This window comes from Serratia sp. TSA_130.1 (assembly GCF_052691795.1).
The window spans coordinates 139,136-162,381 of record NZ_JBQZFS010000003.1 but is presented as its reverse complement, the minus strand read 5'-3'; the positions used below and the strand labels follow the sequence as shown (position 1 = coordinate 162,381).

18 protein-coding genes are annotated in these 23,246 nt (G+C 61.5%); 10 read left to right on the top strand and 8 right to left on the bottom strand.

Annotated features, from left to right (window positions below; translation table 11 throughout):
- Nucleotides 1–142: 142 nt before the first annotated feature.
- Entirely contained in the window at nt 143–1,213 is a 1,071-nt protein-coding gene (gene lptG, locus ACUTQY_RS13865) for an LPS export ABC transporter permease LptG (RefSeq protein ID WP_046688132.1), read from the bottom strand.
- Nucleotides 1,213–2,307: an LPS export ABC transporter permease LptF gene (gene lptF, locus ACUTQY_RS13860; protein WP_046688131.1), complete on the bottom strand. Its 1,095-nt coding sequence runs from the start codon at nt 2,305–2,307 to the stop codon at nt 1,213–1,215. Before lptF ends, lptG begins: the two co-directional genes overlap by 1 nt.
- A gap of 282 nt (nt 2,308–2,589) precedes the next feature.
- On the opposite strand from lptF, the gene pepA reads away from it, so the two are divergent.
- The 5 genes from pepA to ACUTQY_RS13835 all read left to right on the top strand — a co-directional run bounded on the left by pepA (nt 2,590) and on the right by ACUTQY_RS13835 (nt 10,061).
- Nucleotides 2,590–4,101, top strand: coding sequence for a leucyl aminopeptidase (gene pepA / locus ACUTQY_RS13855; RefSeq protein WP_004933352.1), 1,512 nt, complete (start codon nt 2,590–2,592; stop codon nt 4,099–4,101).
- 84 nt (nt 4,102–4,185) lie between these two features.
- On the top strand, nt 4,186–4,635 hold the full coding sequence (locus ACUTQY_RS13850) for a DNA polymerase III subunit chi (protein ID WP_042783579.1): 450 nt from the start codon (nt 4,186–4,188) through the stop codon (nt 4,633–4,635).
- A gap of 12 nt (nt 4,636–4,647) precedes the next feature.
- Nucleotides 4,648–7,524: a valine--tRNA ligase gene (locus tag ACUTQY_RS13845; protein ID WP_046688130.1), complete on the top strand. Its 2,877-nt coding sequence runs from the start codon at nt 4,648–4,650 to the stop codon at nt 7,522–7,524.
- Between the two features lie 200 nt (nt 7,525–7,724).
- Nucleotides 7,725–8,228, top strand: a complete 504-nt coding sequence (locus ACUTQY_RS13840; RefSeq protein ID WP_046688129.1) for a GNAT family N-acetyltransferase — start codon at nt 7,725–7,727, stop codon at nt 8,226–8,228.
- A 225-nt stretch (nt 8,229–8,453) separates the two neighbouring features.
- Nucleotides 8,454–10,061, top strand: coding sequence for a GMC family oxidoreductase (locus tag ACUTQY_RS13835; protein WP_046688128.1), 1,608 nt, complete (start codon nt 8,454–8,456; stop codon nt 10,059–10,061).
- Nucleotides 10,062–10,076: 15 nt separating this feature from the next.
- Here ACUTQY_RS13835 and miaE read toward each other — a convergent pair whose 3' ends face one another.
- On the bottom strand, nt 10,077–10,841 hold the full coding sequence (gene miaE / locus ACUTQY_RS13830) for a tRNA isopentenyl-2-thiomethyl-A-37 hydroxylase MiaE (RefSeq protein ID WP_046688127.1): 765 nt from the start codon (nt 10,839–10,841) through the stop codon (nt 10,077–10,079).
- Between the two features lie 177 nt (nt 10,842–11,018).
- Nucleotides 11,019–11,444, bottom strand: coding sequence for a ribonuclease E inhibitor RraB (gene rraB, locus ACUTQY_RS13825; RefSeq protein ID WP_025305115.1), 426 nt, complete (start codon nt 11,442–11,444; stop codon nt 11,019–11,021).
- A 162-nt stretch (nt 11,445–11,606) separates the two neighbouring features.
- On the opposite strand from rraB, the gene argF reads away from it, so the two are divergent.
- From argF to ridA, 5 genes are all read left to right on the top strand, one after another.
- On the top strand, nt 11,607–12,626 hold the full coding sequence (gene argF / locus ACUTQY_RS13820) for an ornithine carbamoyltransferase (RefSeq protein WP_046688126.1): 1,020 nt from the start codon (nt 11,607–11,609) through the stop codon (nt 12,624–12,626).
- 196 nt (nt 12,627–12,822) lie between these two features.
- On the top strand, nt 12,823–14,391 hold the full coding sequence (locus ACUTQY_RS13815) for an ABC transporter substrate-binding protein (protein WP_033641692.1): 1,569 nt from the start codon (nt 12,823–12,825) through the stop codon (nt 14,389–14,391).
- 289 nt (nt 14,392–14,680) lie between these two features.
- Nucleotides 14,681–15,616: an aspartate carbamoyltransferase gene (gene pyrB, locus ACUTQY_RS13810; protein ID WP_033641691.1), complete on the top strand. Its 936-nt coding sequence runs from the start codon at nt 14,681–14,683 to the stop codon at nt 15,614–15,616.
- A gap of 12 nt (nt 15,617–15,628) precedes the next feature.
- On the top strand, nt 15,629–16,093 hold the full coding sequence (gene pyrI, locus ACUTQY_RS13805; RefSeq protein WP_033641690.1) for an aspartate carbamoyltransferase regulatory subunit: 465 nt from the start codon (nt 15,629–15,631) through the stop codon (nt 16,091–16,093).
- Nucleotides 16,094–16,252: 159 nt separating this feature from the next.
- The gene (ridA, locus tag ACUTQY_RS13800) at nt 16,253–16,639 is read left to right on the top strand and encodes a 2-iminobutanoate/2-iminopropanoate deaminase (protein ID WP_033651447.1); all 387 of its coding nucleotides are present in this window, start codon (nt 16,253–16,255) and stop codon (nt 16,637–16,639) included.
- Nucleotides 16,640–16,686: 47 nt separating this feature from the next.
- On the opposite strand, the gene ACUTQY_RS13795 is transcribed toward ridA, so the two are convergent.
- The 4 genes from ACUTQY_RS13795 to mgtA all read right to left on the bottom strand — a co-directional run bounded on the left by ACUTQY_RS13795 (nt 16,687) and on the right by mgtA (nt 23,105).
- A complete protein-coding gene (locus ACUTQY_RS13795) occupies nt 16,687–16,953 on the bottom strand; it encodes a hypothetical protein (protein ID WP_046688125.1) in 267 nt (88 codons plus the stop codon).
- 62 nt (nt 16,954–17,015) lie between these two features.
- Nucleotides 17,016–17,594, bottom strand: a complete 579-nt coding sequence (locus ACUTQY_RS13790; RefSeq protein WP_033651448.1) for a hypothetical protein — start codon at nt 17,592–17,594, stop codon at nt 17,016–17,018.
- A 141-nt stretch (nt 17,595–17,735) separates the two neighbouring features.
- A complete protein-coding gene (locus tag ACUTQY_RS13785; RefSeq protein WP_046688124.1) occupies nt 17,736–20,129 on the bottom strand; it encodes a beta-N-acetylhexosaminidase in 2,394 nt (797 codons plus the stop codon).
- Between the two features lie 267 nt (nt 20,130–20,396).
- Entirely contained in the window at nt 20,397–23,105 is a 2,709-nt protein-coding gene (gene mgtA, locus ACUTQY_RS13780; protein ID WP_046688123.1) for a magnesium-translocating P-type ATPase, read from the bottom strand.
- Between the last annotated feature and the right edge of the window lie 141 nt (nt 23,106–23,246).

Here is a 23,246-nt window from a genome sequence, read left to right as displayed (position 1 = left end):
GCTCCCTCTATCCGCATGCCGCAGGGTTGACTATAGCACGACGAAAAGCGACAGGTCGGGGGAGTGGTTCACCGGGGGCATACAGCACCCACAAAAAAGGCGCGGCCCTGCGGCCACGCCTTTTCCCATACCGCTCGCTCCGCTACTTGCGTTTGAGCAGCATATACACGCTGATCAACAGGAACAGCATGCTCGGCAGCAGCGCCCCCAGCACCGGCGGCATGCTGTAAACCATGCTCAGCGGGCCGAAGATCTGATCCAGTACATAGAACAGGAAGCCGAAGCTGATGCCGGTCACCACGCGGATGCCCATCGGCACGCTGCGCAGCGGGCCGAAGATGAACGACAGCGCCATCAGCATCATCACCGCCACCGACAGCGGCGAGAAGATTTTTCGCCACATGTTGAGCTGGTATTTGTTGGATTCCTGGCCGCTCTGCTTCAGGTACTTCACGTAGTTGTGCAGCCCGCTGATGGAGAGCGAATCCGAATCCAGCACCACCACGCCCAGCTTGTCCGGGGTCAGGTTGGTTTTCCATTCGCCGGTCAGCGTCTGGGTGCCGGTCACCTGTTTCGGGTTGGTCAGATCCGAGGTGTCCACCTGCGAAAGCTGCCACAGGCCGTTCTCGAAGCTGGCGGTGGCGGCATAGCGCACCGTCTCCAGGCGACGCTGATCGTTGAAGTGGTAGATGTTGACGCCGGAGAGTTCTTTATCGCCGGAGACGCGCTCGATGTAGATGAAGTCGTTGCCGTCCTTCGCCCACAGCCCGCTCTTGGTGGAGAGCAGCGAGCCGCCGTACATCTGCTGGGCGCGGTAGTTGCGCGCCATCTGCTCGCCCTGCGGCGCCACCCACTCGCCGATCGCCATAGTCAGCAGCACCAGCGGAATGGCGGTTTTCATCACCGAGCCGGCGATCTGCAGGCGGGTGAAGCCGGAAGCCTGCATCACCACCAGTTCGCTGCGCGTCGCCAGCTGGCCCAGGCCGAGCAGCGCGCCGAGCAGCGCCGCCATCGGGAAGAAAGTCTCGATGTCTTTCGGCACGCTCAGCAGGGTGTACATGCCGGCGCTCAGCGCGGTGTATTCGCCCTGGCCGACCTTGCGCAGCTGATCGACGAACTTGATGATGCCGGACAGCGACACCAGCATGAACAGCGTCATGATGATGGTGTTGAAAATCGTTTTACCGATATAACGGTCTAATACGCCAAACATCAGGCCGCTCCTCTCAGGCGTGCGCGCAGCTTGCGCATCGGCACGGTATCCCACAGGTTCAGCGCCAGCGCGATCGCGAAGTAAACGCCGTTAACCAGCCACAGCCACAGCATCGGATCCAGCTTGCCCTTGCCGGCGTTGGAGCGCAGCGAGGTCTGCAGCAGGAAGAAGATCAGGTACAGCAAGATGGCCGGCAGCATGCTCAGCACGCGGCCCTGGCGCGGATTCACCACGCTGAGCGGCACCACCAGCAGCGCCATCAGCGCCACCGACACCACCAGCGTCAGGCGCCAGTGGAATTCGGCGCGCGCGTCCGGATCGTCGGATTCCCACAGCGTCTGCATCGACATCTGTTCGGATTCGGTGTTGTCCGCCGCCACAGTGCGGTGGCCAATCACCGCCTTGTAGTCGGTGAAGTCGGTAATGCGGAAGTCGCGCAGCAGCGCGGTGCCTTCAAAGCGGGTGCCCTTGTCGAGCGTCACCACCTGCGAGCCGTCTTTCTGCTGCACGATGTTGCCGTGCTCGGCCACCACCACCGACGGACGTTGGTTGCCGTTCGGCCGCAGCTGCGCCAGGAACACGTCGTTGAAGGTGCTGCCCTTCACGTTGCCGATAAACAGCACCGCGTTGCCGTCCTGCGAGGGTTTGAACTGCCCTTCCGCCAGCCCGGCGATGCTCGGGTTGGCCTTGGCTTCGTTCACCACCACGTCCTGATAGCGCGAGGCCCAGGGGCCGGCCCAAAATACGTTCACCGCCGCGATCGCAGAGGTGAGCAGCGCCAGGATCATGGCAGCGATAATGAGGGTACGTTTGCCCAGCCCGCAGGCGTGCATGACGGTGATTTCGCTCTCGGTATACAACCGCCCAAGCGTCATCAGCAAGCCGAGAAACAGGCTCAAAGGCAGGATGAGCTGCGCCATTTTCGGCACGCCCAACGCGAGCAGAGAGAGTACTAAGTTTGTCGGGATATTGCCGTCCACCGCGTCGCCCAACACCCTGACCAAATTCTGACAAAAGAAGATCAGAAGCAGGATGAACAGGATGGCGATTTGGCTCTTGAGCGTTTCCCGTACCAGATATCTTATGATGATCACGCTTATTACGCCTGTGAAAACTTGTCTTTTTGCAGGAAAATCGATAATTTCATCGTTAATCCGCCATTTATTCTCATCATATGGCAACCTTCACAGCTAAAATAGTATTACAACATCAAGCCGTTTGGGTGTCCTATAGGAACTTGCTTATAGTCGCCAAAACAGAGCAATTTATGCCGTTCAGGTTAACATAATCCGTTAACTCAAATGGCAGGAGATCGTTACGGAGTCGGTTATTCTAGCCGTAGCGTCCGCCTTTGTCTTTAAGATTCAGGAGAGTGCATGGAGTTCAGTGTAAAAAGCGGTAGCCCGGAAAAACAGCGCAGTGCCTGTATTGTAGTCGGCGTTTTCGAACCGCGCCGCCTGTCCCCTATCGCAGAACAACTCGACAAAATCAGTGATGGTTATATCAGCGCATTGCTGCGCCGTGGCGAACTGGAAGGCAAGGTCGGGCAGACGCTGCTACTGCACCATGTGCCCAACATTCTCTCCGAGCGCATCCTGCTGATCGGCTGCGGCAAAGAGCGCGAGCTCGATGAGCGCCAATACAAGCAGGTGATCCAGAAAACCATCAATACCCTCAACGACACCGGCTCGATGGAAGCGGTCTGCTTCCTGACCGAACTGCATGTGAAAGGCCGCAACACCTACTGGAAAGTGCGTCAGGCGGTGGAAACCGCCAAAGAGACGCTCTACACCTTCGATCAGCTGAAAAGCAACAAGGTGGAGCCGCGTCGTCCGCTGCGCAAAATGGTGTTCAACGTGCCGACCCGCCGTGAACTCACCAGCGGCGAGCGCGCCATCCAGCACGGCCTGGCGGTGGCTTCCGGCATCAAGGCGGCCAAAGATCTCGGCAACATGCCGCCGAACATCTGTAACGCCGGCTACCTGGCCTCGCAGGCCCGCCAACTGGCGGACGCCTTCAGCACTAACATCACCACCCGCGTCATCGGCGAACAGCAGATGAAAGAGCTGGGCATGAACGCCTATCTGGCGGTCGGCGCCGGTTCGCAGAACGAATCATTGATGTCGGTGATGGAATATAAGGGCAACCCAAATCCGGACGCTAAGCCGATCGTGCTGGTAGGCAAAGGGCTGACCTTCGACTCCGGCGGCATCTCGATCAAACCGGCCGACGGCATGGACGAGATGAAATACGACATGTGCGGCGCGGCGACCGTGTACGGCGTGATGCGCGTGGTGGCGGAGCTGAACCTGCCGCTGAACGTGATCGGCGTGCTGGCCGGCTGTGAAAACATGCCGGGCGGCCGGGCGTATCGTCCGGGCGACGTGCTGACCACCATGTCCGGCCAGACCGTCGAGGTGCTGAACACCGACGCCGAAGGCCGTCTGGTGCTGTGCGACACCCTGACCTACGTCGAGCGCTTCGAGCCGGAGCTGGTGATCGACATCGCCACCCTGACCGGCGCCTGCGTGATCGCCTTGGGCCACCACATCACCGGCCTGATGTCGAACCACAACCCGCTGGCGCACGAGCTGCTGGGCGCTTCCGAGCAGGCAGGCGACCGCGCCTGGCGCCTGCCGATGGCCGACGAGTACTACGAGCAGCTGGACTCCAACTTCGCCGACATGGCGAACATCGGTGGCCGCCCTGGCGGCGCCATCACCGCCGCCTGCTTCCTGTCGCGCTTCACCCGCAAGTACACCTGGGCGCACCTGGATATCGCCGGCACCGCCTGGCGCTCCGGTAAAGCCAAGGGCGCGACCGGCCGCCCGGTGGCGCTGCTGTCGCAGTTCCTATTGAATCGGGCCGGACTCAACGGCGACGATTAAATCTGAGCGGTAATTCAGGTATAATCCCAAGGGGCACAGCATGCTGTGCCCCTACATTTTTTTATCGGCAGCGGTGGATCCTTAATGAAACAGGCGACGTTTTATTTGCTCGACAACGCGGAACCGTCAGGCGCGCTCAGCGCCCATGAGGCCGTGGCCTGCGCCGTTGCCGCCAGCGGCTTCCGCGCCGGCAAGCGGGTGCTGATCGCCTGCGAGAGCCAGGAGCAGGCCCAACGGCTGGACGAAGCGCTGTGGCAGCGCGAGCCGCATGAATTCGTGCCGCACAACCTGGCCGGCGAAGGGCCGCACTACGGCGCGCCGGTGGAACTGTGCTGGCCCGGCAAGCGCGGCAATGCCCCGCGCGATCTGCTGATCGCCCTGCTGCCGCAGTTTGCCGATTTTGCTACCGCTTTCCATGAAGTGGTAGACTTCGTTCCTTACGAAGACACTCTGAAACAGTTGGCGCGCGACCGTTACAAGGCCTATCGCAGCGTCGGCTTCCATTTGACCACGGCTACGCCGCCAACTCACTGAATACGATAAAGAATGGAAAAGACAAACAGTCAGCTCGACACCGCATACGACCCAAAACAGATCGAACAGAAGCTGTACGATCACTGGGAGAGTCAGGGTTACTTCAAGCCGAACGGCGACACCAGCCAGGAAAGCTTCTGCATCATGATCCCGCCGCCGAACGTCACCGGCAGCCTGCACATGGGCCACGCGTTCCAGCAGACCATCATGGACACCATGATTCGCTATCAGCGCATGCAGGGTAAAAACACCCTGTGGCAGGCGGGCACCGACCACGCCGGCATCGCCACCCAGATGGTGGTGGAGCGCAAGATCGCCGCGGAAGAAGGCAAAACCCGCCACGACTACGGCCGTGACGCGTTCATCGACAAAATCTGGCAGTGGAAGGCGGAATCCGGCGGCACCATCACCCGCCAGATGCGCCGTCTGGGCAACTCCGTGGACTGGGAGCGCGAGCGCTTCACCATGGACGAAGGCCTGTCGAACGCGGTGCGCGAAGTGTTTGTCCGTCTGCACAAAGAAGACCTGATCTACCGCGGCAAGCGCCTGGTGAACTGGGATCCGAAGCTGCGCACCGCCATCTCCGATCTGGAAGTGGAAAACCGCGAATCCAAAGGCTCCATGTGGCACCTGCGCTACCCGCTGGCCGACGGCGCGAAAACCGCCGAGGGCAAAGACTACCTGGTGGTCGCCACCACCCGTCCGGAAACCGTGCTGGGCGATACCGGCGTGGCGGTCAACCCGGAAGATCCGCGCTATAAAGACCTGATCGGCAAAGAGATCATTCTGCCGCTGGTCGGCCGCCGCATCCGCATCGTCGGCGACGAACACGCCGATATGGAAAAAGGCACCGGCTGCGTGAAGATCACCCCGGCGCACGATTTCAACGACTACGAAGTCGGCAAACGCCACGGCCTGCCGATGATCAACATTCTGACCTTCGACGGCGACATCCGTCAGGAAGCGGAAGTGTTCAACACCCTGGGCGAAGTCTGCACCGATTACTGCAACGAGATCCCGGCCGAGTTCCGCGGCCTGGAGCGCTTCGCGGCGCGTAAAGCGGTGGTCGCCGCCTTCGATCAGTTGGGCCTGCTGGACGAGATCAAACCGCACGACCTGACGGTGCCTTACGGCGACCGCGGCGGCGTGGTGATCGAGCCGATGCTGACCGACCAATGGTACGTGCGCACCGCGCCGCTGGCCAAAGTGGCGGTGGAAGCGGTCGAACAGGGCGACATCCAGTTCGTGCCGAAGCAGTATGAAAACATGTACTTCAGCTGGATGCGCGACATCCAGGACTGGTGCATCTCGCGTCAGCTGTGGTGGGGCCACCGCATCCCGGCCTGGTACGACGTGAACGGCAAAGTCTACGTGGGCCGCAGCGAAGAAGAAGTGCGCAGCGAGAACAACCTGGGCGCCGACGTGGTGCTGACCCAGGACGAAGACGTACTGGACACCTGGTTCTCGTCCGGCCTGTGGACCTTCTCTACCCTGGGCTGGCCGGAGCAGACCGAGGCGCTGAAAACCTTCCACCCGACCAGCGTGATGGTCAGCGGCTTCGACATCATCTTCTTCTGGATCGCGCGCATGATCATGCTGACCATGCACTTCATCAAGGATGAAAACGGCAAGCCGCAGGTGCCGTTCAAGACCGTCTACATGACTGGCCTTATCCGCGACGACGAAGGCCAGAAGATGTCCAAGTCGAAAGGCAACGTGATCGATCCGCTGGACATGGTCGACGGCATCTCGCTGGAAGATCTGCTGGAAAAACGCACCGGCAACATGATGCAGCCGCAGCTGGCGGAGAAAATCCGCAAGCGCACCGAGAAACAGTTCCCGAACGGCATCGAGCCGCACGGCACCGACGCCCTGCGCTTCACCCTGGCGGCGCTGGCTTCGACCGGCCGCGACATCAACTGGGACATGAAGCGCCTGGAAGGCTACCGCAACTTCTGTAACAAGCTGTGGAACGCCAGCCGCTTCGTGCTGATGAACACCGAAACGCACGACTGCGGCTTCAACGGCGGCGAGAAAGTGCTGTCGCTGGCGGATCGCTGGATCCTGGCCGAATTCAACCGCACGGTGAAAGCCTACCGCGAAGCGCTGGACACCTACCGCTTCGATCTGGCGGCCAACATCCTGTACGAGTTCACCTGGAACCAGTTCTGCGACTGGTATCTGGAGCTGACCAAGCCGGTGGTGAGCAACGGCAGCGAAGCGGAACAGCGCGGCACCCGCCACACGCTGATCACCGTGCTGGAAGCGCTGCTGCGCCTGGCGCACCCGATCATTCCGTTCATCACCGAAACCATCTGGCAGCGCGTGAAGCCGCTGACCGGCACGACCGCAGACACCATCATGCTGCAGCCGTTCCCGGCCTACGACGCCGCGCTGGAAGACGAACAGGCGCTGAACGATCTGGAGTGGATCAAACAAACCATCATCGCAGTGCGCAACATCCGCGCCGAGATGAACATCGCGCCAAGCAAAGCGCTCGACGTGCTGCTGCGCAACTGCAGCGCCGACGCCCAGCGCCGCGTGCAGGAGAACCAAAGCTTTATCGCCCGCCTGGCGCGCCTGGAATCCATCGCGCTGCTGCCGGCCGGTGAGAAAGGCCCGGTCTCCGTCACCAAGCTGGTGGACGGCGCTGAGCTGCTGATCCCGATGGCCGGTTTCATCGACAAGGACGCCGAGATCGCGCGTCTGGCCAAAGAGATGGGCAAACTGGATGCGGAAATCGCCGCGATCGAGGGCAAGCTGGCGAACGAAGGCTTCGTGGCGCGCGCGCCGGAAGCGGTGGTCGCCAAAGAACGCGATCGTCTGGCGGCCTGCAAAGAAGGCAAAGTGAAGCTGCAGGAACAGCAGGCGACCATCGCCGCGCTGTAATCCGCCGGCTCACGCCAACGCCTGAAAAACAGCGGGGTCTTCCCCGCTGTTTTTTTATCGCCGTTGCATCCGGGCCGGGTTAGATGTTATTACAAGATATTACTGCTGCAGGGACGCCGCCGGGAAATAATCCCCGGCGCGTTTCGTGCTGCGATAAAAACGAAAAACGAACGTGGTCTCTTTCAATGGCGAGTGTAAACATGACAACAGCAACCCCGGCGCGCCTGCTGGTGCGCCCCATCACGGCGGAAGACAATGCCGCCATTGCTCACGTCATTCGCGAAGTCTCCGCCGAGCACGGCCTGACGGCGGATAAAGGCTATACCGTCTCCGATCCCAATCTGGACGCCCTGTATCAGCTCTACAGCCTGCCGCGCAGCGCTTACTGGGTGATCGAGGTGGACGGCAAGGTCGCCGGCGGCGGCGGCATCGCGCCGCTGCAGGGCGGCGCAGACGATATTTGCGAATTGCAGAAGATGTATTTCCTGCCGGTATTGCGCGGCAAGGGTTTGGCGAAGCGCCTGGCGCTGCAGGCGCTGGATTTCGCCCGCCGGCACGGCTTCCGCTGTTGTTACCTCGAGACCACCGCCAGCCTGACGCAGGCCGTCGCACTGTACGAACACCTGGGCTTTGAACACATCGACCACGCGATGGGCGCCACCGGCCACGTCGATTGCGAAGTCACCATGCTGAAAACGCTGTAATCGTCCCGCCTCTTCATCAGGGCGCAGCTTGCTGCGCCTTTTTTATTAACATCACAATCAATCAGTAAAACTCGCTATAACGCCGTTTTTCAAGCAGATAAACTGACGTTAAAAACCGCGATGTAAATTTAATGTGAAGTTCGTTAATAAATTAACGATCGTAAATTGACCGCTTGCTCCCCCGCGCTACTCTGCCAGTATCCCAATCGCGCACGGAGAGCTGTCATGTCGGAAAACACCTTTGATTACATTATCGTCGGCGCCGGTTCCGCCGGCTGCGTGCTGGCGGCGCAGCTGATCCGCCGCACCCAGGCGCGGGTGCTGCTGCTGGAAGCCGGCGGCGACGACAATAACCTGTTTATCAAAATGCCGGCCGGCGTGGCCAAGATCATCGCCAAAAAGAGCTGGCCCTACGAAACGGAACCGGAACCGCACGCCAACAACCGCCGCATGCAAATCGCGCAGGGCAAGGTGCTGGGCGGCAGCAGTTCGGTCAACGGCATGATCTACCTGCGCGGCCAGCCGCAAGATTACGACGACTGGGCCGAGCGCTATGGCTGCGCCGGCTGGAGCTACCGGGAGGTGCTGCCCTACTTCAAACGCGCCGAGGCCAACGAAAGCCTGTCCGACGACTACCACGGCGCCGACGGGCTGCTGCCGGTCAGCGAAAACCGCTATCGCCATCCGCTGAGCATGGCGTTTATCCGCGCTGGCCAGGAACTGAACCTGCCCTATCGCAACGACTTCAACGGCGACAGCCAGCACGGCGTCGGTTTCTACCAAACCACCACCCGCAACGGCGAGCGCGCCAGCACCGCCCGCACCTACCTGAAGGCGGTGCGCGACGAACGGCGGCTGGTGGTGAAACTGAACGCCCTGGCGCACCGGCTGACCTTCGAGGGCAACGTCGCCACCGGCGTGGTCTACAGCCAGAACGGCGGCGCCGAAGTGACCGCGCGGGCCACCAAAGAAGTGATCGTCAGCGCCGGCGCGGTCGGTTCGCCGAAGCTGCTGATGCTGTCCGGCATCGGCCCGCGCGACCACCTGCAGCAGCTGGGCATCGAGGTGCGGGCGGATCTGCCGGTGGGCAAAAACTTCCACGACCATCTGCACATGTCGATCAACGTCAGCACCCGCGAGCCGATCAGCCTGTTCGGCGCCGATCGCGGCCTGCAGGCGCTGAGCCACGGCGCGCAGTGGCTGGCGTTTCGCAGCGGGGTGCTCTCATCCAACGTGCTGGAAGGCGCCGCCTTCACCGACAGCCAGGGCGACGGCCGGCCGGACGTGCAGATCCACTTTCTGCCGCTGCTGGACAGCTGGGACGACGTGCCCGGCGAGCCGCTGCCGAACATTCACGGCTTCACGCTCAAGGTCGGCTATCTGCAACCGAAGGCGCGCGGCGAAGTGCTGCTGCGCAGCAGCAACCCGCGCGATCCGGTCAAGCTGCACGCTAACTACCTCGGCCACCCGGACGATCTGGCCGGTAGCGTGCGCGCGGTGAAGTTCGGCCTGGGCTTCCTGCAAACCGCGGCGCTGAAACCGCTGATCAAAGATCTGCTGATGCCGCAGCCGGAGTGGACGCGCGACGACGCACAGCTGGAAGCCTTTGTACGCAACTTCTGCAAGACGGTGTATCACCCGGTGGGCAGTTGCCGCATGGGGCCGTCGCCGCAGGACGCGGTGACCGATCCGCAGCTGCGGGTGCACGGTTTTGAACAGTTGCGGGTGATCGACTGCTCGGTGATGCCGCAGCTCACCAGCGGCAACACCAATGCGCCGACCATCATGCTGGCGGAAAAGGCGGTGGATTTGTTGCTGGGCGCGCCGCAGTAAGGACGCGCCTCAACGTCAGGCGGCGGCGGGCACGCCGCTGTGGAAACGCAGCTCGCTGTCCGGCGACAGGATCAGTTCAGCTTCGAGGCGGCCGAAATGCGCCACCCGTTCGCTGATGTCGTCGCCGGCGATCTGCTCGGCCAATGTCAGGTAGTCCTGATAGTGACGCGCTTCGGATCGCAGCAGCGAGACGTAAAAGCGGTTCAGCTCATCGTCCAGGTGCGGCGCCAGTTTGGCGAAGCGTTCGCAGGATCGCGCTTCGATGTAGGCGCCGCAGATCAGTTTGTCGATCAGCGTCGCCGGATCGTGGGTGCGGATCTCGCGGATCATGCCCTTGGCGTAGCGGCTGGCGGTGATCTTGCGATACGGGATCCCGCGCGCCTGCATGATCTCCAGCACCTGCGAGAAGTGATGCAGCTCTTCCTTGATCAACAGCACCATGCGATCCGCCAGATCCTGGCCGTAGGCCGAGCCGTTTTTCGGCAGGATCTTGCGGGTGAACTGGCCCTGGCGGAACAATGTGTCGGGCGCGCCCTGCGCTTCGTGCAGAAACGCCTCGTAGGGCCGCAGCAGCGCCAACAGCGCGTCGCCGCTCTCTTTGTCCGCCACGTAGCGGCGGATCAACCACATGCCGGTCTGTGCGGCTTTCAGCTCACACACCAGGTGGTCGGTCAGCAACAGCTGCAGGTTTTCCGGACGGCGCGCGGCGTCGATCCAGGCGTCGGGAGTTTCACAGTGCAGGAAGCTTAAAATCGGGGCTAGCAGGGATTGGTATGTCATGGCGTCATTGCCCTATGTATTTCAAGTTGCAGCTAGGCGGCCAGCTCACTCATCCCCAGGAGCTTACTCAGGTAAGTGACTGGGGTGAGAGAGTGCAGCCAACAACGCTGCAGCTTGAAAGACGACGGGGATATCAGGGGCCGGCGAGAGCCGGCCCATGTGAATAAGCGGGGTTAATTAGTGGCGTTTGCCGTCGTCGTCTTCGTCGATGTAGTCGCCGTCTTCGTCATCCTCACCGTCTTCACCGTTCGGATCTTCAAAGTAGGTGCCCCAGCCGTCGTAGTTGACGCCGCAGCGCTCCGCCAGCGCCACCAGCTGTTCTACCTGAGCGTCGATCAGCTCGGCGTTCAGGCCGACTTCGCTGATCACGTCGCAGCACATCACCATCGAACCGTCTTCCACTTCCAGCTCTTCGGCGTCGGTCACTTCGTAGCCCAGCTTGAAGGCTTCAACGGCGGCCTGCTCCAGAACCTCAAATTTCTCGGCGGACAGATGGTGCTCGATGGTGTAGAGCGCGTCCGGATCGCTGCCGTCTTCCAGCAGTTCTTCGATGATCAGGCGAGTCTCTTCACGTTGTTCTTCCAGCAATTCGCGGTTTGCCATGCCTATATCCTCAAGTCAAATGGCCTTCATTCCTTCTATTTTCACACACCGCCGACATTGCTTCCACGATAAACGTGAAAGATTTCCTCGCCGGGGTTGAAATTGAATATTCATACATATAAAGTGAATTTTAATTCAATTAAGCAATCAGGGAATCGGACTATGAGCACCGGCAATGCGTTCTACCAACGTCACTTTCTGAGGTTAATGGATTTCACCCCCGCCGAGCTGCAGGCGCTGCTGCGGCTTTCGGCCGATCTGAAGCAGGCCAAGAAGCAGGGGCAGGAACAGCGCCGGCTGCAGGGCAAAAACATTGCGCTCATCTTCGAAAAAGACTCGACCCGCACGCGATGCTCTTTCGAAGTTGCCGCATTCGATCAGGGCGCCCAGGTGACCTATCTCGGCCCGAGCGGCAGCCAGATCGGCCATAAAGAGTCGATGAAAGACACCGCCCGGGTGCTGGGCCGCCTGTACGACGGTATTCAGTATCGCGGCTACGGCCAGGCGCTGGTGGAAACCCTGGCGGAATACGCCGGCGTGCCGGTATGGAACGGCCTGACCGACGAGTTCCACCCCACCCAATTGCTGGCGGATCTGCTCACCGTGCAGGAACACCTGCCGGGCAAGGCGCTGAGTGAAGTGAAACTGGCGTACGTCGGCGACGCGCGCAACAACATGGGCAACACGCTGCTGGAAGCCGCCGCGCTGGCGGGCATGGATCTGCGGCTGGTGGCGCCGAAGGCCTGTTGGCCACAGCCGGAGCTGGTGGCCGAATGCCAGGCGCTGGCGCAGCAAACCGGCGCGAAACTCACCCTGACCGAAGACATCGCCGAAGGGGTGCAAGACGCCGATTTCCTCTACACCGACGTGTGGGTGTCGATGGGCGAACCCAAAGAGACCTGGCAGGAGCGTATCGCGCTGCTGCGGCCGTATCAGGTCAACATGGCGATGCTGAAACTGACCGGCAACCCGAACGTGAAGTTCCTGCACTGCCTGCCGGCGTTCCACGACGATCAAACCACGCTCGGCAAGCAGATGGCGCAGCAGTACGATCTGCACGGCGGTATGGAAGTGACCGACGAGGTGTTCGAGTCGGCGCACAGCGTGGTGTTCGATCAGGCGGAAAACCGGTTGCATACCATCAAGGCGGTGCTGGTCGCCACGCTGAGCGCAACGCTCTGACACGCCTCTCCCTCCGCCCTGGCGCCCCCGGCCAGGGCGGCTAATATATTCCTGGAATATCAAATAGCGCATTGGCCTTTGCCCGCCGCGGACAAAGGTTCTACCGTGACAGGCCGACGGCGCCCGCGCCGTAAAAACCAACGATAACAAACCGTTCTCAGCGCCGCCTTGCGGCGCCTTCAGGGGATACACACCGATGAAAACCAAACTCTTGCCGCTGTTCCTGCTCGCCGCCCTGCCCGCCGCCGCGTTGGCCGCCACGCCGCCGAATACGCTGGTGGTGGTGCAATCGCTGGATGACATCGTCAGCCTCGATCCGGCGGAAGCCAACGAACTCTCCAGCATCCAGACGGTGCCCAGCCTGTACCAGCGCTTGGTACAGGCGGATCGCGACGATCCGGCCAAGGTGGCACCGGTGCTGGCAGAAAGCTGGCAGAGCGATGCGGCGGCCAAAACGCTGACGGTAAAACTGCGGCCGCAGGCGGCGTTCGCCTCCGGCAACCCGCTGACCGCCGACGACGTGATCTTCTCCTACAGCCGCGCGGTGAAAATGAACAAGTCGCCGGCGTTCATCCTCAACGTGCTCGGCTGGCAGCCGGACAACATCGACGCGCAGCTGAAGAAGATCAACGACCATACCGTGCAGCTGCGCTGGACGGCGGACGTCAGCCCGGCGGTGGCGCTGAATATCCTCTCGACGCCGATCGCCTCGATCGTCGACAGCAAAGCGGCGCTGGCCAACGTTAAAGACGGCGACTTCGGCAACGCCTGGCTGAAAATGCACTCCGCCGGCAGCGGCCCGTTCAAGATGCGCGTCTATCAGCCGCATCAGGCGATCGTGCTGGATGCCAACCTCACGACGCCGGGCGACAAGCCGCAGCTGAAAAACATCATCATCAAGAACGTGCCGGATCCGGCCACCCGCCGCCTGCTGGTCCAGCAGGGCGACGCCGATATCGCCCGCGAACTGGGCGCCGACCAGACCGACACGCTGAAGAACCAGCCGGGGGTTAAGGTGCTGGAGATCCCGTCCGCCGAGCAAAACTACCTGGTATTCAACACCGGCAACGGCGCCAATCCGCTGCTGAACAACCCGGCCTTCTGGGAAGCGGCGCGCTACCTGGTGGATTATCAGGGCATCACCCAGGATCTGCTGAAGGGCCAATACTTCGTGCATCAGAGCTTCCTGCCGGTCGGGCTGCCGGGCGCGCTGGAGACCAACCCGTTCCGCTACGATCCGGCCAAGGCGAAAGCCATTCTGGCCAAGGCGGGCATCACCCACGCCGCCTTTACGCTGGACGTAGAGAACAAGCCGCCGTTCATCACCATCGCGCAGGCGCTGCAGGGTAGCTTCGCCGCTGCCGGCGTGAAGGTCGAGCTGCTGCCGGCCGCGGGCAGCCAGGTTTACTCCCGCGTGCGCGCCAGGCAGCATCAGGCGGCAATCCGCCTGTGGATCCCGGATTATTTCGACGCCCACTCCAACGCCAGCGCCTTTGCCTACAACGACGGCAAGAGCAGCACGGTGGCCGGGCTGAACGGCTGGCAGATCCCGCAGTTGAATAAGCAGACGCTGGCGGCACTGGCCGAAGCCGATCCGGCCAAGCGCCGCGCGCTGTACACCGCCATGCAGCAGGAGCTGCAGCGCAGTTCGCCGTACGTGTTTATCGATCAGGCCAAAACCGAAGTGGTGCTGCGCGACAACGTCAAAGGCTACCAGCAGGGGCTGAACGCCGACATGGTCTACTACGATCGCGTCAGCAAATAGCCGGCGGGCAGCCATCGCCGGCCAATCGATTGCGGGGCGGCAAAAAACGGCGTTTTAACGCTTGCAGTGGCGAAAAGCGCGAGTATAATGCGCCACAATTTGCCAGGAGAAAGCATGAAAAACGACGTTTGTTTTGTTAGCCGCAATCGACAAAACCGACTGCCTATCGGCGGCCAGCTGCCGTTGTTTCTCCTGTTGCTAAACCGATCGTTTCAAGCCCCTCATTGAGGGGCTTTTTTTTGCCTTAAAAAGTCCCGCGCCACGGGCACGCGTCGAGGAGGAGTGAAAAATGGCCAACCCGCTGTATCACAAACACATCATCTCTATTAACGATCTCAGCCGCGAGGATCTGGAGCTGGTGCTGCGCACCGCCGCCGGTCTGAAAGCCAACCCGCAGCCGGAGCTGTTGAAACACAAGGTGATCGCCAGCTGCTTCTTTGAAGCCTCGACCCGTACCCGCCTGTCGTTCGAAACCTCGATGCACCGCCTCGGCGCCTCGGTGGTCGGTTTTGCCGACGGCAGCAACACCTCGCTCGGCAAAAAAGGCGAAACCCTGGCTGACACCATCTCGGTGATCAGCACCTACGTGGACGCCATCGTGATGCGCCACCCGCAGGAAGGTGCGGCGCGCATGGCCTCGGAGTTCTCCGGCAACGTGCCGGTGCTCAACGCCGGCGACGGCGCCAACCAGCACCCGACCCAGACCCTGCTGGATCTGTTCACCATCCAGGAAACCCAGGGCCGCCTGAACAACCTCAGCATCGCCATGGTCGGCGACCTGAAATACGGCCGCACCGTGCACTCGCTCACCCAGGCGCTGGCCAAATTCGAAGGCAACCGTTTCTACTTCATCGCCCCGGACGCGCTGGCGATGCCGGCCTACATCCTGAAAATGCTGGAAGAGAAAGGCATCGAGTACAGCCTGCACGGCAGCATTGAAGAAGTGGTGCCGGAGCTGGATATTCTCTACATGACCCGGGTACAGAAAGAGCGCCTCGATCCGTCCGAGTACGCCAACGTGAAGGCGCAGTTCGTGCTGCGCGCCGCAGATCTGGCCGGCGCGCGCGCCAACCTCAAGGTGCTGCACCCGCTGCCGCGCATCGACGAGATCGCCACCGACGTGGATAAAACGCCGCACGCTTACTACTTCCAGCAAGCGGGCAACGGCATCTTCGCCCGTCAGGCGCTGCTGGCGCTGGTGCTCAACGCAGATTTGGCTCTTTAAGGGGGAACCGCCATGACTCACGACAACAAACTGCAGGTCGAAGCGATCAAATGCGGCACGGTGATCGACCACATTCCGGCGCAGATCGGTTTCAAACTGCTGACGCTGTTCAAGCTGACCGCCACCGACCAGCGCATCACCATCGGCCTGAACCTGCCCTCCAACGAGCTGGGCCGCAAGGATCTGATCAAGATCGAGAACACCTTCCTGACCGAGCAGCAGGCCAACCAGTTGGCGATGTACGCGCCGAAGGCCACGGTAAACCGCATCGACAACTATGAAGTGGTGCGCAAGCTGACCCTCAGCCTGCCGGACCACATCGACGGCGTGCTGACCTGCCCGAACGGCAACTGCATCAGCCGCAGCGAGCCGGTGGCGTCGAGCTTCAGCGTCAAATCGCGCGACGGTGAAGTACACCTGAAGTGCCGTTACTGCGAAAAAGAGTTCGAGCATCAGGTGGTGCTGCAGGCGGACTAATCCCGGCATGGGCGCCGGGAGATGGCGCTGTTATTCTCCCGGTGACGCCCTATAATGGGTCCTCTGAAAATCACTCTACCCACGTTGCTACCCACCGAATTTTACGCTGCGGCCGACCGCGCGGCGGCGTGAAAGACAACGGGTTTATCAGGAGAAAACATGTCACGTAACATCAGCACTGAACTCGCCCCGGCAGCCATTGGTCCTTACGTGCAGGGCGTTGATCTGGGCAGCATGATCATCACTTCCGGCCAGATCCCGGTCGATCCGAAAACCGGCGCCGTCGCCGACGACGTCGCCGCTCAAGCGCGCCAGTCGCTGGAAAACGTCAAAGCGATCGTCGAAGCCGCCGGCCTGACCGTTGCCGACATCGTGAAAACCACCGTGTTCGTGAAAGACCTGAACGACTTCGCCACCGTCAACGCCGCGTACGAAGCCTTCTTCACCGAGCACAGCGCGCCGTTCCCGGCCCGTTCTTGCGTAGAAGTGGCGCGTCTGCCGAAAGACGTGAAGATCGAAATCGAAGCCATCGCCGTGCGTCGTTAATCGACGCTCACGCGAATCACGGCCAGTGCAGACTGGCCGTTTTTACATTACTTGAATGCTGGGCGCCGACGGACACAGCCCAGAGTTTCAGCAGCCGGAGAGGATGAAGCGTTAACCTGTTTTACCGCCTGTTTTAAAACGGCGATAACCTCTTCTCGCGAAGCCGTAATCGGTTTGCCGCGAGGCGTTATGCGGTCAATCTGTTCAGATGTATAGGTGTTCACTGCATCTACACCTTCCATGCCGAATTTATACACCTTCAGCTCATAAGAGGCAGGTTGTGTTACCTGACGTTTTGTTGACTTTATCACCATGCGAACCTCCTGTGACCCCACCGGCATTTCGTCATTATTGCGCAAATTTCATCCACCTTCAATTATGAGGCCGGCGGCAAAAAACCTTCCTGGAACCACAGGAAAAGCGCCTCAGCATCTCGATAAAGTATCTGTTTGAGCCCCCCGGTGAGGTCAACAAATTGATGATAATTTATATAATAATCAGCCAACTCCGTATTAATCGGCGATATTAAACGCAAACCTGCGCATGCCGTATCCACCATAAAGAGCACGGCGACATAGAGCGCAAAACGCAGCGTATTGCCATCAAGGCTCGAGTCTCTAATCCGAAAGTTTTGCAGCATCTCAATATTTAACATCGCCAGTTGCTCGCCAGCCGCCGGACAAAATCGGCAGATACAGGCGCCTGCCGGCCGGTCATCGATGCCCTGTATCTTAAAACTAAACGTAAAACCGTCAGGATCGTCCAACGCGGCGCCATTCAACGCCCAGGGAATACGGCGCTCTTCAGGTTGTTGGCGAGCCAACGCAACGCACCACTCAAAATCTTCAGCCTTCATCATTTGCACCCGGACGCCATACCCGGCCTCAGCAAAGAGGTCATTGGTTGCAGCCAGTGCGCGTTCTCCAATCAATCGGACATTAAAAACCTGCGGCATTATCAATCCTTTGAATGCGTAAACCGTATTGAATGAACAAATCGGGCTGGATTTTACAACCAGCCCGTCGTTTCTGCTCTTTCAACCACATCGCAATGTCGAGATATGGAATACGCCCCGCAGTTTATTCGCCACCTCTCCTTACGGAGCCGTTTGTAACCCCCGCAGCAACGCCTCCAGCGGGTACACCGCCGCAATCACCACTTCGTCGCGCGTCTGCGCCGCCGCATCCAGCCGGCGCTGCGCTTGTTCTGCCTCTGCTCGGCTCAGCGGTTTATCCTGCTGATAGCGCTCCAGCAGCGTTAACCCCAATGCGGCCAGGGCATCGACGTCCTGCGCCACCGGCGCCAGCTCCCGCAGCGTGCGGTTGCCCGCGATCGCCGTCTGCAGCGCCGCGCCGTTCGCCTGCCAGCGCTGCAACCGTTCGCGCAGCGCCTGCGCCGCCGCCTTATCGCGCTTATCCTTCAGCAAAGCCGCGACCTGCGCATGCATGTCGCGCACCGCCTCGCTCTCCGGCGGCAGCGCATCGGCAAAGCGGTTCAGCGGTTCGAACTGATGATAGTTGCCGGCCTGGAACTTCAGGTGCTGGCGGGTGTAATACTGCGCCGGTTCCACCGCCTCGGCCAGGATCTGCAGCGGCATGATCTGCACGCTGTTGCTCAGCCGGGTGAATTCGCGCGCCGTTTCCGCGTGCTGCTGCAGGCCGACCGACACCACCGACCAGGCGTCGATCGCCGCCAGCCGCCGGTACATGTTGCTTTCGTCGATGACGTCCTGCGCCGACCACAGCCGCTCCGCCACCGCAAAGGCGCGCGGCCACAGCTTGAGATCGATCAGCGGCGCGCGCACGTTTTCCGCCCACAGCGCCGCTTCCCCGCCGAGGATCTTGGCCTGCCCCTTCTCATCCGGCACCACCGGCATCTTGCCCGCCGGCGCCGCCGCCAGTTTCTCGCCCTGGGTGGGGTAACGCACGTTGCCGACCAACGTATAGCCGCTGAGCTTGTCCTGTTGCAGCGTAAACACCGGCCGCGTGTCGCCCATCCAGGTATCGACGCGGAACGTCACCTGCTGCGGCGTGCGCCAGACGATATCGTGCACCGCGCGGCGCGATTTGCCGTTGAAATCGATAAAGCCGCGCCAGCCCTGCTTGCCCTCGATTAACGTGAAACTGCCCTCCACCGCGCTGCCCTTCAGGCGCGGCATGCTGAAACGCCAGCTTTGCGCCTGCTCGCCGGGTTGCACCGCCGTTTCGACCCCCAGCGGCTGCGGCAGAATTTCATTGCGGTAGTGATAGGCGATGCTTTGCGGCTGATCGAGATAGAAACCGGTGGAGAGAATGCCCTGATAGCCATCCTGCGCGCTGGCGCCCAGCGAGTCTTGCCCCTGCCAGGACTGAATGACGATCGAACGCGGCAGCGACGGATGATAGATCTCGTCCCAGCCGACCATCTGCCGCTGGTGCTTCTCGAGAACCTTTTCCAGCTTCTGGTTGAAGTAGGCCTGCAGCGCATGGGTATCCGCCAGCCCGTTCTGCTGCATAAACGCCTGAATCGACGGCGACGCCCGCCACTGGCTGGCGTCCACTTCGTCGCCGCCGATGTGCAGATAAGGATCGGGGAAGATCGCCGCCAGCTCGCCAACGATCGTATCGACAAACTGATAAACCTCGTCGCGGGTCGGATCGAGCGTCGGCTTATGCACGCCCCACTCGCGCTCCATGCGATACGGCCCCGGCGCGCTCATCAGGTCGGGATAGGCCACCGCGATGCTGGAGGCGTGCCCCGGCATGTCGATCTCCGGCACCACGCGAATGCCGCGCGCCGTGGCGTAAGCCACCACCTGCTGCATCTGCTCGCGGGTGTAGAACTGGCCGTCGCTGGCCTGCTGCTGCAATTTGGGGTAATGCTCGGAGGCGAAGCGCCAGCCCTGATCGTCGCTCAGGTGCCAGTGCAACACGTTGAGCTTGGCCGCCGCCATGCCGTCAAGCTGGCGCAAAATGTCCGGCAGCGGCAGGAAATGGCGCGCCGAATCCAGCAGCACGCCGCGCCACGGAAAACGCGGCACGTCGCGAATATCCACCAATGGCAGGAAAGTGTTTTGCCCATCGGTCTGCAGCAGCTGCAGCAGGGTCTCCATGCCGCGCAGCGCGCCAAAGCGGGTGTTGGCGGTCAGCGTGGCGCCCTGCGGCGTGACCGCCAGCCGGTAACTCTCATCGCTGCCCGGCAGCGGCTGCGCCGCCACCCGATCCTTGATCACCACCTTGATCGCCGCGCCGTTTGCTTCTTCCCTCGGCGCCAGCGTCCAGCCGGTCTGCAACTCGATGCGCTGGCGCCAGCGCGGCAGCGCGTCGCCCAAATCATCGCCCTGGAGGCTTAACGACAGCCGGTGATCCAAAATCAGTTTGCCCGCCGGTTGCGTCACTTCCACCTGCTGCGGCCAGGGCATCAGCGGCAAATCACCCGCCGGCTGCGCCAGCGCGCCGCAAGAAAACCATAACGATGAAGCCAGTAGCGTATAACGGAAAGGTCTGTGCATCGGAAATTCCTCAGAGGAAAAAAACAAAATATCCCCAATGAATTTCAAACCACCGCTAGGCGGCAAGCGCCCGCATCCCCAGGCGCTTAGGTCTGCTAAGTAACTGGGGGGCGGGCGTACAGCCAACAACGCGGTGGCTTGAAAGGCGCAGGGGAAAACAGCCAACGCTGTAGATAAAGACTCAGCACAGAACAGATGTCCAACCGTTGCGGTGAAAAAGCGGACGGGATCACAGTTGCCCCCTCCCGGCCGGAGGGGGCGAACGGGTTATTGCCAGCCGTAGCGGCGCACGAACCAGCCTTTCACGCACTGGGTCAGCACCATGTAACCGGCGAGGATCAGCACCAGCCACGGGAAGTAACCGAGCGGCAGCGCCTGCAGCTGCAGGAAGCCGGCCAGAGGCGAGAACACCAGGCCGATGCCGGTGGCGATCACCGCCAGCGTCATGATGCACAGCGGCCAGGACGGGCGGCTCTGGATAAACGGAATTTTGCGCGTGCGGATCATGTGCACGATCAGCGTTTGCGACAGCAGCCCTTCCACGAACCAGCCGGACTGGAACAGCGTCTGCATTTCCGGCGTGTTGGCCTTGAATACCCACCACATCAGGCTGAAGGTCAGCACGTCGAAGATCGAACTGATCGGCCCAAAGAACACCATAAACCGCCCCAGATCGGCGGAGTTCCAGCGCTGCGGCTGGGTTATCTGATCGTCGTCGACGTTATCGAACGGGATGGCGATCTGCGAGATGTCGTACATCAGGTTCTGAATCAACAGGTGCAGCGGCAACATCGGCAGAAACGGCAGGAAGGCGCTGGCGATAAGCACGCTGAACACGTTGCCGAAGTTGGAGCTGGCGGTCATCTTGATGTATTTCAGCATGTTGGCGAAGGTGCGACGCCCTTCGATCACCCCCTGCTCCAGCACCATCAGGCTTTTTTCCAGCAGGATAATGTCCGCCGCTTCCTTGGCGATGTCCACCGCCGAATCGACGGAGATGCCGATATCGGCCGCGCGCAGCGCCGGCGCGTCATTGATGCCGTCGCCCATAAAGCCCACCACGTGCCCCTGGCGGCGCAGCAGTTTGACGATGCGCTCCTTGTGCAGCGGCGTCAGCTTGGCGAACACCGTGGTGCGCGCCGCCGCCTGCGCCAGCTGCTCGTCGTCCATCTGCTCGATCTCGCTGCCGCGCAGCAGGTGCTCGGCCTCGAGCCCGACGTCACGGCACACTTTGGCGGCCACCAGCTCGTTGTCGCCGGTGAGGATCTTCACCGTGACGCCGTTCTGTTTCAGCGCCGCCAGCGCCGGTGCGGTGCTTTCCTTCGGCGGATCGAGGAAGGCGACGTAGCCTTCGAGGATCAGATCCGACTCGTCCGCCACGCCGTATTCATGGGTTTGCGCCGGCAGGATCTTGTTGGCCACCGCCACCACCCGCAGCCCCTGCTGGTTGAGATCGTCGGTGATGCGACGGATCCTCGCCAGCAGCGCCTCGCTCAGCGGGATCACCTCGTCTTCGTGGCGCACGTGGCTGCAAATCGCCAGCATCTCTTCCAGCGCGCCCTTGCACACCAGCTCGTGATACTCGTTGTCTTTGGCCACCACCACCGACATGCGGCGGCGCACGAAGTCGAACGGGATCTCATCCACCTTGCGGTAGTTTTGCAGCGCCTGCGGCTGCTGATTTTGCTCCGCGCAGCTCAGCACCGCCACGTCGAGCAGGTTTTTCAGCCCGGTCTGGTAGAAGCTGTTCAGCCAGGCGTAGCGCAGCACCCGCTCGCTGCTGGCGCCGAACACGTCGGTATGGCGCTCCAGCACGATCTTGTCCTGGGTCAGAGTGCCGGTCTTGTCGGTGCACAGAATGTCCATCGCGCCGAAGTTCTGGATGGCGTCCAGCCGTTTGACGATCACCTTCTGGCGCGACAGCTTCACCGCCCCTTTGGCCAGCGTCGAGGTGACGATCATCGGCAGCATCTCCGGCGTCAGCCCGACCGCCACCGACAGCGCGAACAGCGCCGCCTCCCACCAGTCGCCCTTGGTGTAGCCGTTGATCAGCAGCACGATCGGCGTCATCACCAGCATAAAACGGATCAGCAGCCAGCTGACCTTGCTGATGCCGCTCTGGAAGGCGTTCGGCTGCTCATCCTGGCTGGTGACGCGCTGCGCCAGCTGGCCGAAATAGGTGCCGCCGCCGGTGCCGATCACCATCGCCAGCGCGGTGCCGCTGACCACGTTGGTGCCCATGAAGCACAGGTTTTGGCAGTCGAGCGGATCGGCCGCCAACGCCTGCGGCGCCGCGGATTTTTCCACCGGCAGCGATTCGCCGGTCAGCGCCGCCTGGCTGATGAACAGATCCTTGGCCGACAGCACGCGCAGATCCGCCGGGATCATGTCGCCGGCCGCCAGTTTGATGATATCGCCCGGCACCAGCTGCGCGATCGGCAGCTCCACGTGCTCGCTCCTGCCGGTGAGCGCATCGCTGCGGATCACCGTGGCGGTGTTGCTCACCATGGCCTTCAGCGCGTCGGCCGCCCGGTTGGATCGCGCCTCCTGGATGAAATTCAGCAGCGTGGAGATCAGCACCATCAGCGCGATCACCAAGGCGCCGGTCAGATCCTCGGTGGCGTAAGAGATCATGCCGAGCGCGGTCAGCAGCAGGTTGAACGGGTTGCGGTAGCAGTGCCAGAGGTGTTGCCACCAGGCCTCTTTCTGCTGATCGTCGATGACGTTCTCGCCGCAGCGCTGGCGCACCTGTTCCGCCTCATGGGCGGTGATGCCTTCCGGATGGCTGTGAAAACGCTCAAAGAGTTGCATCGTTTCTGCGGCGGCGCATTCCAGCCGCTGCTGCGCCAGGCCGGCCGGCATGTCGCGCGCAGCGCCGCCGACGCTGTCCAGCAGGCTGTCGCGGCGCACCAAACGGCGCGGGAGGCCGCGGGCGAACAGGCCCAGCAGCTGACGGGGGAGTTTTTTCAGTTTCATGGTTCGCACCTCGTCGCCCGGTGCCTCACGGCAGCGGGTAAACGGGGATCGTCATCGGCCGGGCGAATGGCGGGTGCGCCAAAAAGCCTCTGCCAACGCAGATCCTTATTCTTTTTTTCAGCAGCAGGAGCGAACGACGAA

What these genes read in the sequence shown, in the direction of transcription:
- pepA (WP_004933352.1), top strand. Translation starts at nt 2,590, where the DNA reads ATGGAGTTCAGTGTAAAAAGCGGTAGCCCGGAAAAACAGCGCAGTGCC.
- ridA (WP_033651447.1), top strand. Translation starts at nt 16,253, where the DNA reads ATGTCACGTAACATCAGCACTGAACTCGCCCCGGCAGCCATTGGTCCT.
- ACUTQY_RS13790 (WP_033651448.1), bottom strand. Translation starts at nt 17,594, where the DNA reads ATGCCGCAGGTTTTTAATGTCCGATTGATTGGAGAACGCGCACTGGCT.
- ACUTQY_RS13850 (WP_042783579.1), top strand. Translation starts at nt 4,186, where the DNA reads ATGAAACAGGCGACGTTTTATTTGCTCGACAACGCGGAACCGTCAGGC.
- mgtA (WP_046688123.1), bottom strand. Translation starts at nt 23,105, where the DNA reads ATGAAACTGAAAAAACTCCCCCGTCAGCTGCTGGGCCTGTTCGCCCGC.
- lptG (WP_046688132.1), bottom strand. Translation starts at nt 1,213, where the DNA reads ATGTTTGGCGTATTAGACCGTTATATCGGTAAAACGATTTTCAACACC.
- ACUTQY_RS13835 (WP_046688128.1), top strand. Translation starts at nt 8,454, where the DNA reads ATGTCGGAAAACACCTTTGATTACATTATCGTCGGCGCCGGTTCCGCC.
- ACUTQY_RS13845 (WP_046688130.1), top strand. Translation starts at nt 4,648, where the DNA reads ATGGAAAAGACAAACAGTCAGCTCGACACCGCATACGACCCAAAACAG.
- ACUTQY_RS13785 (WP_046688124.1), bottom strand. Translation starts at nt 20,129, where the DNA reads ATGCACAGACCTTTCCGTTATACGCTACTGGCTTCATCGTTATGGTTT.
- ACUTQY_RS13840 (WP_046688129.1), top strand. Translation starts at nt 7,725, where the DNA reads ATGACAACAGCAACCCCGGCGCGCCTGCTGGTGCGCCCCATCACGGCG.
- pyrB (WP_033641691.1), top strand. Translation starts at nt 14,681, where the DNA reads ATGGCCAACCCGCTGTATCACAAACACATCATCTCTATTAACGATCTC.
- pyrI (WP_033641690.1), top strand. Translation starts at nt 15,629, where the DNA reads ATGACTCACGACAACAAACTGCAGGTCGAAGCGATCAAATGCGGCACG.
- rraB (WP_025305115.1), bottom strand. Translation starts at nt 11,444, where the DNA reads ATGGCAAACCGCGAATTGCTGGAAGAACAACGTGAAGAGACTCGCCTG.
- ACUTQY_RS13795 (WP_046688125.1), bottom strand. Translation starts at nt 16,953, where the DNA reads ATGGTGATAAAGTCAACAAAACGTCAGGTAACACAACCTGCCTCTTAT.
- argF (WP_046688126.1), top strand. Translation starts at nt 11,607, where the DNA reads ATGAGCACCGGCAATGCGTTCTACCAACGTCACTTTCTGAGGTTAATG.
- ACUTQY_RS13815 (WP_033641692.1), top strand. Translation starts at nt 12,823, where the DNA reads ATGAAAACCAAACTCTTGCCGCTGTTCCTGCTCGCCGCCCTGCCCGCC.
- miaE (WP_046688127.1), bottom strand. Translation starts at nt 10,841, where the DNA reads ATGACATACCAATCCCTGCTAGCCCCGATTTTAAGCTTCCTGCACTGT.